General features: G+C 75.3%; 11 protein-coding genes. 5 read left to right on the plus strand and 6 right to left on the minus strand.

The genetic code is table 11. From position 1 onward, the window contains the following. Positions 1-35: 35 nt before the first annotated feature. Both trxA and LPA54_RS23060 read right to left on the minus strand, forming a co-directional pair. Positions 36-452, minus strand: a complete 417-nt coding sequence (gene trxA / locus LPA54_RS23055) for a thioredoxin (protein WP_228980869.1) — start codon at positions 450-452, stop codon at positions 36-38. 436 nt (positions 453-888) lie between these two features. Continuing rightward, complete coding sequence (locus LPA54_RS23060) at positions 889-1854, minus strand: pirin family protein (RefSeq protein WP_228980870.1); 966 nt, start codon at positions 1852-1854, stop codon at positions 889-891. A gap of 405 nt (positions 1855-2259) precedes the next feature. Here LPA54_RS23060 and LPA54_RS23065 point away from each other — a divergent pair, with 405 nt between their 5' ends. Next, positions 2260-2655 carry a pyridoxamine 5'-phosphate oxidase family protein gene (locus tag LPA54_RS23065; RefSeq protein WP_228980873.1) on the plus strand — a complete coding sequence of 132 codons (396 nt, stop codon included), beginning with the start codon at positions 2260-2262 and terminating at the stop codon, positions 2653-2655. 76 nt (positions 2656-2731) lie between these two features. Here LPA54_RS23065 and LPA54_RS23070 read toward each other — a convergent pair whose 3' ends face one another. The 3 genes from LPA54_RS23070 to LPA54_RS23080 form a co-directional block, all read right to left on the minus strand. Further along, positions 2732-3688, minus strand: coding sequence for a nitroreductase family protein (locus LPA54_RS23070; protein ID WP_228980876.1), 957 nt, complete (start codon positions 3686-3688; stop codon positions 2732-2734). A 344-nt stretch (positions 3689-4032) separates the two neighbouring features. Further along, positions 4033-8697: a caspase family protein gene (locus LPA54_RS42700; protein WP_228980879.1), complete on the minus strand. Its 4665-nt coding sequence runs from the start codon at positions 8695-8697 to the stop codon at positions 4033-4035. Then, a complete protein-coding gene (locus LPA54_RS23080) occupies positions 8694-9245 on the minus strand; it encodes a hypothetical protein (RefSeq protein WP_228980882.1) in 552 nt (183 codons plus the stop codon). The genes LPA54_RS42700 and LPA54_RS23080 overlap by 4 nt, the downstream gene beginning before the upstream one ends. A 568-nt stretch (positions 9246-9813) precedes the next feature. Here LPA54_RS23080 and LPA54_RS23085 point away from each other — a divergent pair. From LPA54_RS23085 to LPA54_RS23095, 3 genes are all read left to right on the plus strand, one after another. Next, on the plus strand, positions 9814-10161 hold the full coding sequence (locus LPA54_RS23085) for a hypothetical protein (protein ID WP_228980885.1): 348 nt from the start codon (positions 9814-9816) through the stop codon (positions 10159-10161). Between the two features lie 464 nt (positions 10162-10625). Next, a complete protein-coding gene (locus LPA54_RS23090; RefSeq protein ID WP_228980888.1) occupies positions 10626-11351 on the plus strand; it encodes a response regulator transcription factor in 726 nt (241 codons plus the stop codon). 338 nt (positions 11352-11689) lie between these two features. Further along, complete coding sequence (locus tag LPA54_RS23095) at positions 11690-13378, plus strand: GAF domain-containing sensor histidine kinase (RefSeq protein ID WP_228980898.1); 1689 nt, start codon at positions 11690-11692, stop codon at positions 13376-13378. A 63-nt stretch (positions 13379-13441) separates the two neighbouring features. On the opposite strand, the gene LPA54_RS23100 is transcribed toward LPA54_RS23095, so the two are convergent. Further along, complete coding sequence (locus LPA54_RS23100) at positions 13442-13768, minus strand: STAS domain-containing protein (RefSeq protein ID WP_228980889.1); 327 nt, start codon at positions 13766-13768, stop codon at positions 13442-13444. 575 nt (positions 13769-14343) lie between these two features. Between LPA54_RS23100 and LPA54_RS23105 the strand changes: the two genes are divergently transcribed. Further along, positions 14344-15552: an alpha-lytic protease prodomain-containing protein gene (locus LPA54_RS23105; protein ID WP_228980891.1), complete on the plus strand. Its 1209-nt coding sequence runs from the start codon at positions 14344-14346 to the stop codon at positions 15550-15552. Positions 15553-15555 lie beyond the last annotated feature (3 nt).

Consider the following 15555-nt stretch of genomic DNA (forward strand, 5'->3'; position numbering starts at 1 on the left):
CCAGCCGGACGCGGTCCCGGCCCGGCGGGAGGGTCTCAGCCCTCGGCGCCGCCGCTCGCGGACCCGCCGCCCGGAGACTCCGCGCCGCCCTTCGACGCGGCCTGGTCGATCGACTTGCGCACCTCGTCCATGTCCAGCCCGCGCGCCTGCCCGATCACGTCCTCCAGCACGGCCTCGGGGAGCGCCCCGGGCTGGGCGAACACCGCCACGTTCTCGCGCACGATCATCAACGTCGGGATCGACTGGATCTCGAAGGCGGCCGCCAGCTCCTGCTCCGCCTCGGTGTTCACCTTGGCGAACACCAGGTCCGGGTGGCGCTCCGACGCCTTCTCGAACACCGGTGCGAACCGCACGCACGGCCCGCACCACGACGCCCAGAAGTCGATCAGGACGAAGTCGTTGTCCGACACGACCTGGTCGAAGTTCTCCTTGGTCAGTTCGATCGTGCTCATGCCGTCCGCCTCTCCGGGGATGCTGCCGTGCCCCCGACAACGGTGCCCGGGGCCATCGCTATTCCCCCTGCCCGGACGCGGCGGACGCCACGCCCCGCCGCACCGCCGGGCCCGTCCGCCCGGACAGGCGAAGGGGCCGCGCCGAGACGGCCCCGGACGCGCGGGTGGAGTGCCGCCCCCCCCGGGTCGACCGCCGTGCCACGTGTCAGGAGCGGGCCCACGGCAGGTACAGCTCCGCCACCGTCCGGTAGGCCGGGTCCGACGTCGGTGCGTGTCCGGGTGAGGCGGTCGGAACGCCCCGGCCGGACGGAACCGGGTCGCCAGAGCGGTGACCAGGCCGGGGACTCCTGGCCACCGCCCGCGAAGTGGTCGACCGGGCGGCAAGCCGGGGCGTATCCCGCAGCGGCTTGCTCCTCCCACGTCCACCGGTCCGGGCTCAGCGCACCCTTCCTCGTGGTCTCAGCGCCACGGGCGGGAGTTCGGGGGCCGGCAGGCGGCCCCCCGCGTAACCGTCCACCTGCCCGAAGCGGGAGCCGTGCGTCCAGTCCGCGCGGGCCTGTTCGATCTCCTGCTGGGTGCGGCCGACGAAGTTCCACCACATGATGATCTCCTCCGCGAACGGTTCGCCGCCGAGGAGCATCACCGACGCGTCCGACGCGGCGCGCAGGGGCAGTTCGGTGCGGCCGCAACCGAGGTAGAGCATCGAGCCGGGGGTCACCGGGACGCCGTCGACGTGCACCTCGCCCGACATCGACAGCACGCCGTACTCGAATGCGGGGACGAGCGGCAGACGTGCTTCGGCGCCGCCGGCGAGGGAGAGGTCCGCGCCGACGAGGGGGGTGTACGTCGTCCCGGGCGACGTCGCGCCGTCGAGGGTGCCGAGGATGACCGTCGCGGCCAGGCCCGGCGCGGTGACGTGGGGGAGTTCGGCGTGGTGCTCGAAGTGCGGATCGACGTGGCGGTGGCTGTCGGGCAGGGCCACCCAGAGCTGGGCGCCGTGCAGGTAGCGGGCGTGGGGGCGGGGGCTCTCCTCCGAGTGGGAGATCCCCCGGCCCGAGGTCATCAGGCCCAGTTCGCGCGGGCGGATGGTCGCGAGGCTGCCGGTGCTGTCGCGGTGCAGCACCTCGCCCTCGTGGAGCCAGCTGACCGTCTGCAGGCCGATGTGCGGGTGCGGCGGGACCTGCATGCCCGGCTCGTCGGCGATGTCGTCCGGCCCGTAGTGGTCGACGAAGGCCCATGCCCCGATCATGCGGCGGCCGAGGTTGGGCAGCAGGCGGCGGACCTCGGTGGCCTCCCCGAGGAGGACGCGGCGGGGGCTGAGGAGTTCCTTCACCGGCTCAGCGGCGACGAAGCCCCTGCCGCCGCAGAGGGACGGCACCGCCTGGCGGTCGAGATTGCTCATGGGCCCCAACCTAGCCGCCGGCTGTGCCGAGGAGGCGTGCTGCCCTACGCCCCGGTCCCCGCCCGCGGTGGCCCCCTCGACGGCCCCCGGGCCCGGAGACCAGAGGCCGGACGGCCGGCTCGCGGGGCCGATCGGCCCCGCGCGCGGCGCGCGACGTGCTCCGCGGCGGCCCCCAGGACGTTCTCGGCGACCACCCGCCCGTCGGGGCGGTCGGGTCCGCCCGCGAGGGCGGCACCCTGGTAGCGCTGCCACCGGGACCCGTAGACCAGGCGCATCGGCAGACCGCGGCGCAGCGCCTCGTCCGCGGCCCATTCGGTCACCCGCAGGACGAGCGTCGACGCGCTCACCGGCGCCGACGTCGACCTGCCGCCCGGCATCGGGGAGGCCGCCTGCCATGCGGAGCTGGTGGAGCTCGACGAAGCGGAGTGCTGGGAGCTGCTGGGCGGCGGCGTGGGCCGCGTCGGGGTCACCACCGGGGCGGGCCCGGTGACCCTTCCCGTCAACTACCTGGTCGTCGGCGGGGAGGTCGCCTACAGGACGTCGCCGGACGCCGCCCCGGCGCGGGCCGCCGACCACGAGGTGGCCTTCGAGGTGAACCGTATCGACGACGCGTTCACCCGGGGATGGAGCGTCCTGGTCGTCGGTGAGGCGCGCACGGTCACCGAGGCCCGTGCCGTGCGGAGGCTGGAGGCGCACAGCCGTACGACGCCGTGGGCCGGAGGAGCGAGGGACCTGTGGATCACAGTGGCACCGGGACGGGTGAGCGGGCGACGCATCCTCGTGCGGGACAGCCCCGCCTGACGCGGTACGGCGGCGTGCACGGCGGCCCCGTCGACGTGCCGCGCGGCGCGGGCCGGGGAACGCCCGCGGGCCCGCGTCAGACGATGGTGAGCACGTCGGACACCGGCCTGCGCGCGGTCGGCGGCACATCCGGACCGTAACCGAGCCGGATCAGCATCTGCGGGTGGCCGGTCTCCGACAGCGGGTCACGCAGCAGCCAGCGCAACTCCCGCCATTCGAGCGCCTGCGAGTTCAGTGACGCCGCCAGCCCGTCCAGCGTCGCCTGGAGCAGCACCCTCTCCATGGCCTGACCGGCGCGCAACCAGTCCTCCCGGGCGTCCCCACGCGTACCGAGTACGGCCAGGCAGGGCGACCGCTCGAACACCGCCGCGGCGCGGCCCTCGATCCGCCGCCCGCCCGCGAGGTCCCTCACGGGCCCCCGGCTCTCGTGACGCCGGGGCCCGAGCGCGGACGGCGGGATGCCCTCGGACGCCCAACGCGCGACCTCCTCGCGTACGGCGGGGGAGAGCTTTTCCAGGTACTCGGCCTCCCACGCGAGGTCCAGCAGCTGCTGGACCTGCCAGTCGTCGGGGAACTCCAGACGCGCCCCTTCCGCCCGAGCGGCACCGCGCAGCCCGTCGAGCAGCGCCTGCGGGACCGCCTCGTCGCCGAAGGGCTCCCTGTTGGTGCGCCGCCTCCCGATCGCCGGGTGGAGACCCGCGACGCCCTCCTCCTCGTCCCCCGGGACGAAGGTGATCACGGCCGGCGTACCGGGGTCGGTGTCTTCCGGGAGCAGTCGGATCCGGGCGGCCCACCCCGCGTGCGCGGCCGCGACCCGCAGGTTGAACAGGGCGGCACCGCACCCGATGTGGAGCCCGCGCGTCGAGGGGTCGGCGTTCGGCATGGTGCGGGCCGGGTCCGGCCGCAGCGTGAGGACGCCCCGCGCCCGCTCGTAGCGGAACGACCAGGGCTGGGCGTTGTGCATGGACGGTGCCGTGACGGCATCGGCCACCCACGAGGTAAGGGCGGATGCGTCGGGAGCGGGAACGGGCATGGCGGCCACCCTCCGGCACGTGCGTCGGTCTCCGGTCACCCTTCCGGCGTCCACCGGTCGAGAGTGGCGTGGCAGGGCCGAACAGGCAGGACGCGGACCGAACGGCCCGGAGAGGACCGCTGCGGGGGTACGGGCCCGCACCGTGCGTCACCCCGGCCCCCGCCACCCCCATTGCCCTCGTGGCCGTCAGGGCCGCCACGACGACCGGGCAGCGCCGGTGCACCCTTGCGCCCACGTGTCCGGGACCTTCGGCCCGCCTGGGGGCCTTGGCCGCCCTGTGACGGCCGTCGCCCCGGTGGCAGCGTGAGCCGTGGGCGGCGTCGGTCCGAGGGCCCGGTCCGTCCTCACTTCCCCGCAGGGAGCGGGGTCGGGCGGACAGGGAAGTGCGGTAGGGCGTCCTTGGGCGGAGGGGAGGGGGCGGGGGTGAGGGTGGGGCAGACGCGGCGGAAGGGGACGCCCGGGGCCATCCGCTCCCATTCGGCGAGGGTGGGGTTGGCCGCGGCGAGGCGGCAGGCGCGGGCGACCGGGTCACGCAGGGTGGCGCCGAGCTGGGCGATGTTCCAGCGGACGGCCTCACCGGGGTGGTTGTAGGTGGTCAGGGTGGCGCCGTCGGAGGAGATGCCGAGGGCGCGCGCCTGGTCGTCCAGGGTGAAGGCCGTGACGGGGTGCGGAGCGGTGGGCTCCCACACGTCCCAGGCCAGGAGCCGGGTGCCGGAGCCGGATCCCATGAGCAGTCGGCCGTCCGCGCTGAACGCGTACGGCCCCGCTTCGCTGCTCTGGGGGAGGTGGCTTTGGAACCGGGGCCGGGCCGGGTCGGAGACGTCGTAGAGGAAGCTCCCCTTTCGTCCGAAGTCCGTCACCACCAGTCGGGTGCCGTCGGGGGAGAACGCGTGCGGCGTCGGAAAGTGATGGCTGCCGTCAGTGGAGGGCAGGGCGGAGAGCCGGTCGGGCTTGCGCGGGTCGCCGACGTCGTACAGTGCCCCGTCGACGGCCAGGACGGGGTCGTCGGGGGCGAGCAGGACGTCCGGAACCTTCTTCCACTCCCGTTTGAGGAAGCCGAGCCGCTCCGGTCGGCCGGGCCGGGAGAGGTCCCACAGGGCGGCACCGGCCTCGGAGCCGGTCGCCATGAGGTCGTCCCGGATGGAGACCCTCAGCTTGTGCATGGGGCCCGCCGGACCCGCCCGGACCCGGAACTCCTGCTTCGGCCGGGCGGGATCCTTGACGTTCCACACCGTGAGGACGCCCGCCGGGCCTTCGGCCGCCAGCCGGCCGCCGTCGGTCGAGAACCACAGGGCCGTGTACGCGAACTTCCCGTCCGCGCCCAGGCGGACCGCGCCCGCGCGGCGCCCCACGGACGGCCCTGTCAGGGGTATCAGACCGAGCTGATCGTCGGCGGTGGCCACGGCCAGCAGGCGCCCGTCGGGGGACAGGGCGTAGGGCGCCACCGATTCCAACCAGCGGTAGTAATCCGATGTGGGCAAGGCGAACGGCCGCGCCGTGACGGTGGGGAGCAGCCGGTCCGTCAGCGACCAGAACCGTACGTCCCCGTCGGTGTCGCCGGTGGCGAGCGTACGGCCGTCGGGCGTGAACGCCAGGGCCGAGACGGTGCTGGCGTGACCGGACAGGACGGCCGAACGGGCCGGCCGGCCCCCGGAGAGGTCCCATACCGTCGCCGAGTGGTCGGTGCTGCCGAGGGCGAGGCGGCGGCCGTCCCGGCTGAGTGCGACGGCTCCGACGGGGCCGCCGTGGCCGCTGACCACGGCGGTGGGGCGGCGGTCCGCGGCGGCGAGGCCGCGGCCGGCTGCCTCGGAGACGTCCCACAACCGGACCTGGGCGTCGCCGGAGCCGATGGCGAGGGTGTTCCCGTCCGCGCTGACGGCCATGGCGAGGGCGGGGCGGCCGGTGCCCTCCAGCGTGCCGAGGCTGCGCGGCCGGCCGGGGTCCGCGACGTCCCACAGCTCCGCCGTGCCGTCCTGCCAGGCCAGCGCGAGTAAGGCCCCGCCCGGCCCGAAGGCGGCGGCCCGGACGTTGCTCTCGCGCTGCGGGAGGGTCGCGCGGGCGCGGACGGCGCCGCGTGCCGGGTCCACCGACCAGAGCCTCGTGTCGTAGGAGGAGGACGTCATCAGCAGCCGGCCGTCGGGGCTGAACTCCACCTGCTCCACGAACCCCTCCATCGGCAGCGCGTACCTGCCCCGGGGCTGCGGGCGGCCGCGGTCGGGGGCGAGCGAGAACGCGCCCACGGACTTCTCGTCGTCCGCCCCGGTGAGCAGCAGGGACGTGCCGTCGCCGATCCAGAGCGCGGTCTTCCCGAGGATGCCCGGCTTCTTCGCGACGACCTCGGCGAGCTTGCGCGGCTCCCCGCCGGTCGGTGACGCGTCCCACAGGCCGACGACCCCGTCGAACTCGCCCACGGCCAGGGTCCGGCCGTCGTCGCTGTACGCCATCGATGCGACCGCGCCCCCGGCGTCGAGGGAGCCCGCGTACTGCGTCCCGCTCAGTACGTCCATCAGTGTGTCGCGGGTCTGCGACGACGGGGCCTCCCGATAGGCGGCGACCGCGAGCAGCAGGGCCGCGCGCGGATCGGTGCCGACGCCGGCGCGGGCGGCTGCCTGGAGCTGGCGGTTCTGTGCCTGTTCGCCGTTGGCCCGGGCGTTCGACCGCTGTTGGAGTGCGACTCCGGCGGCGACCAGGGCCAGGCACAGTATCCCGCCGATCACCCCGGCGAACTGCTTCAGCCGGCGTGCCTGGCGCCGCAGCCGTACTCCCGCCTGACGGAGGGTCTTCGCTTGTCGGTGCTCTCGCTCCAGCGCTTCCCGCAGCTCGCGCGTACGGCGCTTCTCCTTCTCCAGTTGGTGCCGCTCGCGCTGTCGTTCGGAGCGGTGGAGTTCCTGGCTCGCGGCGAGGAACTCCCGGTCGAGGGGGCGTACCAGCCGTGCGTGCCGCTGCTCGCGCAGCCAGTCGTCGGCCGCGACCAGGCGCGTACCGCGGTAGCAGTACTCGGGGGAACGCCCGGCGCGGTGCCACGCGTCCGCGGCGTCGGTCAGCTGCTGGCGGGTCACCAGCCCGGCCCGGTCCTCTTCGATCCAGCGCCGTAGCCGGGGCCAGGCGCGCAGGAGCGCTTCGTGGGAGATCTGGGCCGTGGTCTGGTCGACGGTGACGAGGCGGGCCTGGGCGAGCCGGTCGCGGACGCCGGTGACCGTGCGGCGCCGGGCCCCGGAGCGGTCCTCGAGCAGTTCGTCGAGACGGATGCGGCGGCGGACGGCCTCCTCGCCGCCGCCGGTGAGGGCGACCATGGCGAGGACCAGGTCGCGGACGGCTTCGCGGCCCGGCTGGTCGAAGCCCTCGTAGATGTCCTCGGCCGTACGGGCCACGGATTCCCAGATCCCGCCGGTCGCCGCGTATCCGGAGAGGGTGAGGGTCGCGCCGCTGCGGCGCATCCAGGTCTCGCGCAGGGCGTGGGCGAGGAACGGCAGCGCCGAGCCGTGGTCGCGGCCGCCGCCCTCGCGGGTGTCGCGGAGGAGGAGCTCGACGAGTCCGGTCTCCAGCCGCAGTCCGGCGTCGCGGGCCGGGTGCTCGATGGCGGCGCGCAGGGCGTCCTCGTCCATGGGCCAGACGTTCCACTGCCTTGAGAGGGCGGGACGAAGCTCGGGGTGTTCGAGGCAGCTGCCGTAGTGGTCGGCCCGCAGGCCGAGGACGACGCGGGGGCCGCCGCCGTCCGCGGCGGCGGTCGCGCCGCGGCACAGGGCGCGGATGAACCGGGCGCGCTCGTCCGCGTCCTCGCAGGCGGTGAAGACCTCCTCGAACTGGTCCACGACCAGCACCCGGCAGGCCCCGTCGCCGGGCAGGCGGCCCTCGCCGAGCTGCCGCTCGACCTCCGCCCGCGGTGTGCCGGAGGCCCGGGACCACAGGTCGGCGAGGGCGCGCAGCGGGTGCGGTCCGGGGGACGCGAGCAGCAGCGCGGGCCAGGGCGTGGCGGGGTCCGACTCGTAGCGGCGTTCGAGGCCGGCGAGCAGACCCGCCCGCAGGATGGAGGACTTGCCGACTCCGGAGGCGCCGACGAGGACGACCGGTGCGGGGGCCGCCGCCTCCGCCGCGCCCGTCGGCTGTGCGGACCCCGCGACTTCGCTGATCAGATCCTCGACGAGCCCCTCGCGGCCGAAGAAGCGCTCGTGGTCCTCAGTCCGGAAGGGTTCCATGCCGGGGTAGGGGCAGGCCGTGCCGTCGGCGGGGTGCGCGGGCTCGGATGTCGGTACGCGGGCGGCGACGTAGGCCCTGTTGGGGGCGACGACGAGTTCGCCCGCCCGGTCCTCGCTCTGCCGGTGGGGGCGTACGGGCCCGTCCTGGAACCGGCGGTCGAGGTGGGCGTACACGCCGTCCAGGGTGAGCCAGGCGGGTGCGGAGGGATCGCCCTCATGGAGCAGTTCGAGCAGTTTCCCGGTGAAGAGCGTGTGACGCTCGCCCTCGGGGGCGAAGGAGACGGCGTAGTTCGAGGCGGAGGTCAGCAGGAAGCTGCCGTCGGGCCGTGCGGTGACGTAGGGGTGGCGGGCGGGTCCCCGGGAGGCGGCCTGCGCCATGCCGGAGAAGCAGCAGTCGAGCAGCACGACGACGCGGGCGCCGCTGTTGCCGAGCGTGTCCCTGATGACCTGGTACGGGATGGAGCGCGCGATGCCCTGCGAGGAGCTGGTGGCGGTGGCGAGGTAGAGCTGGTCCTGCGGTCCCAGCAGCCCGTGGCCGATGAACGCGAAGAGGACCAGGCCGCGGGTGTCGGCGGCGGCCTGCTCGACGGCCTCGACGACGGTGGCGCCGTCGGCGGGGTCGAGGAGCAGCTCGACCTGCGAGGGCTCCATGCCGCAGATCTCGTGGAGGGCGCGGGCGAGGTCGCGGGCGGAGGCTTCGACGCTGGGCAGGTCGGGGAGTCGGGACCCGGCGCCGTGGACGCTCGTGCCGACGACCACGGCGCGGGCGCCGGGGCCCGCGAGGTCGCCGGTACGGTGGGGCGGAGCGGTCACGGACGGCGGCCGTCAGCCCCAGGCTCGGGGCCGGGCCCGGGTCCTTCCCGTCCGTCGCCGGGCGCCTGGGGGGTTCCGTCCGCCGCCCCCGGTTCCGGGGGGTCGGCGGACGGCTCGGTCTGCACCTCGCGCTCGGCGCGCTCGGCCGGTTCGGCGCGCTCGGCCGGGTCCCGGCGCTGCGTCGGGGCGCCCAGCTGTTCCGCGAGCTCCTGGGCGAGCGCGCCGGCCTGCTGGGCGTCGAGGCCCTTGACCCGGTCGGACGTCACGGTCACCTCGGTGCCGTCGGGACGCGTGATGGTCACGGTCTGACTGCCGCTGCGGCTTTGCACCCAGGTGACCACCGCGGCCACCAGCACGGTGACGACGCCCCCCGGCTCCAGCAGCACGGTGACGAACTCGGTGGCCGTCCCCATCGTCCCCGGCGCCGGAGGCTCACCGGCCCCGCGCTGCACGCGCCCGCGCAGCTCCCGCTGCTTCCCGAGCCAGCCCCTGAGATCGTCCGTACCGACCCGACCGCCGTCCTCCCGCGCCGTGATGGCGATCTGCATGGTTCTCCCCCTGGAACAGTACGAAGGCCAACTCGCCCTCACTGTACTGAAGATCGTCTCTCGCGAACGTCGACTTCCGTCGAAAGCAGCGCCGTACGGACGCCGGTGCGTGCCGGCGCGGCCCCGGCGTCGGCGCCCGGTGCCGACGGGGGGGGCGACACCGGGCCGTCGGGACGTGCGGCAGGGAGCGGCGCGTGCGGGCCCGGCTCCTCCGCGGCGAGGTGACGTGTGCGTGCCCCGGGTGCGCCGCCTGCCGCCGGGCGGGGTACATGGGGACCGCACGCGTGGGATTCAACGGCTTCGGCCGGGTCGGCCGCACCCGCGTCCGGGCGGGCGCGCGCAGGGTGCTGCTCCCCGTGCCCGGCGAGGGCGGGGCCGGCCAACCCCTCGGCGAGTGCGTCGCGCGACCGCGTAGGCCTGCGGCGGCCGGCGGCCGGCCGATGAGCGGCACGGTCCTGCGGTGGCGGTGGCGGTGGCGGTGGCGGTGGCAACGGCGGCGGGACCCGCTAGGCCGCCGCTCGTACGTGGTCGAGCGCTGGATCGCCGCGGCCACCGCTCTGCTGGCCTCGTGTGCGCCCCCTTGGCCGGGGCGCTCGCCTGGGACGCCGTGGGGGACGCCAGGGCGCAGCAGTGCCACGACCGGCGCACCGCCACGGCCCATCTCGTCGCCGACCCCGAACCCGGGGGCCGGGGGATCGCCCGCACCCGTGCGACGGTCCGCTGGACCGCGCCCGAGGGTGGCAGGCGCACCGACCGGGTTCCGGTCGACGACCGGCTCGCACGCGGCGCGTCCGTCACGGTGTGGATCGAGGCGGACGGCTCCCTGACCTCCGCGCTCCTCGGCCCCGCCGCCTCCCGGTTCGACGCGGCGGTTGCCGGTCTCGCCGTCACGGGTGCGTCGCCCTGCTCGCCCTGACGGCACGCCGGGTCGCCGGGTGGTGCCTCGACCACGGACGCGGCGCCCTGTGGGCGGAGGAGTGGGCGCGCGTGGGGCCGCAGTGGAGTCGCAGGAGCGTCTGACCCCGCACGGGAGCCCATCGGACCGCCCCCAGGGACCTTCGGACCTTCGCGCGGCCCCCGGTCCGGCGGAAGGCTGTCCGCGGGCAGCAGATCCACCGGCGCAGCGCCCCAGCGCCGTCCGTGCTGACTCCGCGTCCCCGTTTTCCCCGTACCCGAAGGAACGTCCATGACGGAGCACCCGGACGTAGCGGATCATGCGCACCGCCTGCTACGGCACGTCGGAGGAGTAGCCGCCGCGGGGACGGTGTACCCGTGGGGGAGAGAGGGCCATCCGGCCCTGGCCCCCGGCACCCCGCCGGATGCAAGCTGCACTCGGGCCCCCGCATCGGGGGCCGGAGCCTTGGATGACGGAGCTGCCAGATGACGGACAACACCGCCGGCGCCTCGGGGCGAGGACCGGTCAGGGTCTTCCTCCTCGACGACCACGAGGTGGTGCGCCGCGGTGTGCACGACCTGCTGGACGCCGAGCCCGACCTGGCCGTGGTCGGGGAGGCCGGGACGGCGGAACAGGCCCTGGCGCGGGTCCCCGCCCTGCGCCCGGACGTGGCCGTGCTGGACGTGCGGCTGCCCGACGGTGACGGGGTGAGCGTCTGCCGCGAGCTGCGCTCCCGGATGCCGGACCTCGCCTGTCTGATGCTCACCTCGTTCGACGACGAGGAAGCGCTCCTGGACGCGATCATGGCCGGGGCGTCGGGTTACGTGCTGAAGCAGATCACCGGCACCGACCTCGTCTCGGCCGTGCGTACCGTGGCCTCGGGGCAGTCGCTGCTGGACCCCGGGGCGACGGCACGCGTGATGGCCCGGCTGCGGGGCGGCGACCCGCGGAAGGACGAGCAGGCGGGGCTCGCCGGACTGACGGAGCGGGAGCGCGACATCCTGGCGCTGGTGGGGGAGGGACTGACCAACCGGGAGATCGGCGAGCGCCTCTACCTCGCGGAGAAGACGGTCAAGAACAACATCTCCCGGCTGCTGGCCAAGCTGGGCGTCGAACGCCGGGTGCAGGCCGCCGTGCTGGCCACCCAGCTCACCGGCCGGTCCCAGGACGGGCCGCCCGCCCCGCCGCGCGACGGCAGGCCGCGCCGCTGACGGACCCGGCGACGGTCAGCCGGGCAGGTGGGTCCCTGCCCGACAGCCGGTGGCGAGCCGGTCCGTCAGGAGGTCGACGGCCTCGGACATCGCGTCCGCGGCCACGTGGGCCCGGACAGGCCGCCCGTTCACGCGCCCCCCGTCTGGGCCGAGTCGGGGCGCGGGGCCGTCGGGTCCGCCGCCTGGACGAGCTTCCGGCGGGCGGCCGGTACGGGCCCGGCCGGTCCGGTGACCGCGCCCCGGTGCGCAGCCGCACGCGGATAGGCTGGACGCGACGGAGCGTGACGTTGCGAGGAGAGCCTGTGGGCGTGGAGGAGCCGTTGTCGCGGATGCCTCAGATGCGGCTGGACGAGCTGCTGGAGGAGCTCCAGGCGCGCATCAACGCCGCCCGCGGGACCAGGGACCGGGTGCACAGCCTGCTGGAGGCCGTGGTCTCGGTGGGCCGTGAGCTGGACCTGGCGCAGGTGCTGCGCCGCATCGTCGAGGCCGCCGCCCAGCTCGTGGACGCCCGTTACGGTGCGCTCGGAGTCATCGGCCCGGACGGCCGGACCCTGTCGCAGTTCCTGACCACCGGGCTCCCGGCGGAGGAGATCGCGAAGATCGGCCCGCTCCCCGCGGGGCACGGCCTGCTCGGTGAGATCATCCGCAACCCGGAGCCGCTGCGGCTGCGCGACCTCGGTGCCCACGAGGCGTCGTACGGCTTCCCCCCGCACCATCCGCCGATGCGCTCGTTCCTCGGCGTGCCGATCCGCGTCCGCGACCAGGTCTTCGGCAACCTGTACCTCACCGACAAGCGGGGCGGGCAGGACTTCGACGCCGAGGACGAGTCGGTGATCTCCACCCTCTCCGTCGCCGCGGGCGTGGCCATCGACAACGCCCGGCTGTACGAGAACGCCCAGCGCCAGCAGCGGTGGCTGGAGGCCAACACGGAGATCACCAACAGCCTGCTCTCCGGCAGTCCGCGCCTCCGCGTCCTGGAACTCATCGCCCGGCGTGCCCAGGAGATCACCGGTACCCGGCTCGCCGACGTGTCGGTGCCGGTGCAGGGGACGCGCGACCTGGTCGTCGAGCTGGCGATCGGCGCGGACGAGGACTCCCGGCGGGGCCTGGTCCTTCCCGTGGACGGCACCCTGTCCGGGGCCGCCTACGACTCCGGCAGCCCCGTCACCACCGCGGCGCTGGCCGAGGACACCCGCTACCACGCCGGCCCCCGGCGCTTCGCCGGGCTGGGACCGGCCGTCGCCGTGCCGCTGGGCACCGGTGCCGAGGGGACCCGCGGCGTCCTGCTGCTGGCGCGTTCCGCCGACGGCCCGGTCTTCACGGACGAGGAGCTGGGGCCGCTGCTCTCCTTCGCGGGACAGGCGGCGCTCGCGCTGGAGCTGGCCGAGCGCCGGCACGACGCCGAGCAGCTCGCCCTGCTGGAGGACCGGGACCGCATCGCCCGGGACCTGCACGACCTGGCCATCCAGCGGCTCTTCGCGACCGGCATGACCCTCCAGAGCGCCGCACGGCTGGTGGAGCACAAGGGTGCCGCGGAACGGGTCGAGCGGGCGGTCGGGGACCTCGACGAAACCATCAAGATCATCCGGTCGACGATCTTCGGGCTCCGGGCCAGGGACGAGGAGACCGGGCCCAGCCTGCGCGCCCGGGTCGCCCGAGCCGTCGGCGAGGCGGGCTCGGCCCTCGGACATCCGCCGAGGCTGAGCATGGAGGGGCTCCTCGACACCGACGTGCCGGCGGAGGTGGCGGACCACGTCATGGCGGCGCTCACCGAGGCGCTCAGCAACGCGGCCCGGCACGCCCACGCGACGCGGGTCGAGGTCACCGTGCAGGCCACGCGGGACGAGGTCGTCCTGACGGTGGCCGACAACGGCCGGGGCATCCCCGAAGGGGGCCGGCGCAGCGGCCTGGCCAACCTCGAGGAACGGGCGCGCGCGGTCGGCGGAGCCTTCGAGGCCCGGGGGTCGGCGGGCAGCGGCACCCGCCTGGTGTGGCGCGCCCCCTTGGCCGCCGCGGACGGCGCCTGACCGCGGGTACGGCCTCCTCGGGGCGGCTGCTCCCCGCGCTGTCGCCGCTCCTCTCACCCCTGCTCAGACGAAGGTGCAGGGGGTCGCGCGGTCCATGCCGAGGACACGCAGCACCCGGCCCGGCCGGTGGGGAACCCGCGTCAGGCTGAGCCGGCCCCCGTCCGTGGCGCACCGCCGTCGCAGACGCATGAAAAGGTCGACTCCGGCGGTGTCGCAGAAGGTGAGGCCCGCCAGGTCCAGGACGAGGTGTCCGCCACCGCGGGACGTGGCGCGCACCAGCTCCGGCTCGATCCGCGTGGCGGTCTCCAGGTCGAGCTCACCGGCGAGCGCCAGGGCCGTCGCTCCGCCGTCCTGCGCCCGCGCCGTCAGCGTGAGGGGGGTGGTGGTCATGGACTGCCTTCCTCGGGATCGGGGGCGGCGGTGCGGGTCGCCCGCGTCGCAAGCCCATCACCCGCGGGTCGGCGGCGGCAGGCCCGCAGGGCCCCGGACGGGGGCCGAAGGTCCCTCGTCCGGGGTGCGCGGCGGGGGCGAGGTGCGGCCGGGGCGGGAGTGGAGCACCGGACGGCCGGCTATGGGTGTCCTGTTGACGGCCGTCTGCGGATTGCCGGTCCCGGATGCCGCGCTCGGCCGGCCGGCGGGCGGCGCGCCCCGGTCGGCGTGGTCGGACGGTGCGGCGCCGGGGTGGTGCCCGCGCCCGGTGTTCGCCGCCGTGCGATGCGTCGGGTAAGCGGTCCGCGGGATTACAGAGAGTCGAAACTCTGTTAAAAACCGGCCGCCGCCCGAGGGTTGTCGGCCATGGAGCGCACCGGGCACAGTCATGCCCGCGGTGCTTCCCCCACAGCGCCGCCGGGCCGCAGGGCGCGGGGGGCCGGTTCTCGGAGTGCCGGCCAGTCGCCGTCCGGACGGGCTTGCTTGTCATGCCTCCGTCAATGCGGCCCGTCTCCCCTCTTCGCAAAGGACCCTCGATGACCCTCTCTCGCAACCGCCTGCTCGCCACCGCCCTGGCTCTCGCGGCGCTCGCCGCCGCCGGGGCGCAGAGCGCGCAGGCGGCCACCGGGCCCGCCCCGGCGCCCGACCGCTACCAGCCGCGGATGGTGCACGCGCTGGCGCAGTCCCTCGGCGTCAGTGAGGCGGCGGCCGTTCGGCACCTCGACCGCCAGGCCGACCAGCAGCAGGTCCTCGACCGCCTGGAGCGCGCCGGGGTGCGTGCGGACGGGGCGTTCTTCGACGCGGCCGGCCGCCTCGTCGTGAACGCCGCGGACGGACGGGACGCCGGGGCCGTGCGGAAGGCCGGGCTCCAGGCCCGCATACCGGAGCGCGGCGAGGCCGCGCTCGACCGGATCAAGGCCGTACTCGACGCGCAGGCGGCCCGGCAGCTGCCCGACGGCGTCACCTCCTGGGAGGTGGACGTCGAGTCCGACACCGTCACCGTCACGGTCGCCGACCGCAACGAGGCCGCCGCCCGCGCCTTCCTCGCCGCTGCCGCCCGGCAGGGCGGCAGCGCGGTCCGCGTCGTCGAGGACAAGGACGTCCTCGAAGCGCAGGCCACCGTGTACCCGGGCAGCCGGATGAACCTGAACAACGACCCGCGCTCCTGGTGCTCGGTCGGCTTCGGGGCGCGCGACTCCCAGGGCCGCCAGCACCTGGTCTCCGCCGGTCACTGCGTCGCCGGCGGGCCCGGCCTGTACTTCGACGGCGACCGGTTCGCGGTCGGCGAGCGCTCCCGCTACCGCGAGGGGTATGACAGCGTCGACATGGGCACCGCCCGGGTCGACTCCGGCGACGCGATCGCCACGGCCGTCGGCACCTGGGGCAACGGCGCCCCCGTCGCGGTCAAGGGCAGCCAGCGGGCCCCGCGCGGGGCGAGCGTGTGCAAGTCCGGTGCGACCACGGGCTGGACGTGCGGAGAGGTCGCGTCCTACAACGTCTCCGTCACCTACACCAACCCCCGCACCCAGGTGCGGACCCTCGTGACCGGCCTCGGCAGCTCCTCGGTCTGCACGGAGGGCGGTGACAGCGGCGGCGCCTACGTCTCCGGCAACCAGGGCCAGGGCATGACCTCCGGCGGGCCGACCGGCCAGCAGTGCGACGGGGTGTACGGGTCCGGCTCGTCCTACTTCCAGCCACTCGACGACACGCTGCGGTACTACGGGCTCACGCTGAACACCAACTGAGCC

Source organism: Streptomyces sp. DH12, from assembly GCF_020873895.1.
GTDB lineage: Bacteria > Actinomycetota > Actinomycetes > Streptomycetales > Streptomycetaceae > Streptomyces.

Bases quoted from the DNA above. Each gene is read 5' to 3' on its own strand.
- trxA (WP_228980869.1), bottom strand. From the start codon at position 452: ATGAGCACGATCGAACTGACCAAGGAGAACTTCGACCAGGTCGTGTCG.
- LPA54_RS23095 (WP_228980898.1), top strand. From the start codon at position 11,690: ATGCGGCTGGACGAGCTGCTGGAGGAGCTCCAGGCGCGCATCAACGCC.
- LPA54_RS23080 (WP_228980882.1), bottom strand. From the start codon at position 9,245: ATGCAGATCGCCATCACGGCGCGGGAGGACGGCGGTCGGGTCGGTACG.
- LPA54_RS23060 (WP_228980870.1), bottom strand. From the start codon at position 1,854: ATGAGCAATCTCGACCGCCAGGCGGTGCCGTCCCTCTGCGGCGGCAGG.
- LPA54_RS23105 (WP_228980891.1), top strand. From the start codon at position 14,344: ATGACCCTCTCTCGCAACCGCCTGCTCGCCACCGCCCTGGCTCTCGCG.
- LPA54_RS23100 (WP_228980889.1), bottom strand. From the start codon at position 13,768: ATGACCACCACCCCCCTCACGCTGACGGCGCGGGCGCAGGACGGCGGA.
- LPA54_RS23090 (WP_228980888.1), top strand. From the start codon at position 10,626: ATGACGGACAACACCGCCGGCGCCTCGGGGCGAGGACCGGTCAGGGTC.
- LPA54_RS23070 (WP_228980876.1), bottom strand. From the start codon at position 3,688: ATGCCCGTTCCCGCTCCCGACGCATCCGCCCTTACCTCGTGGGTGGCC.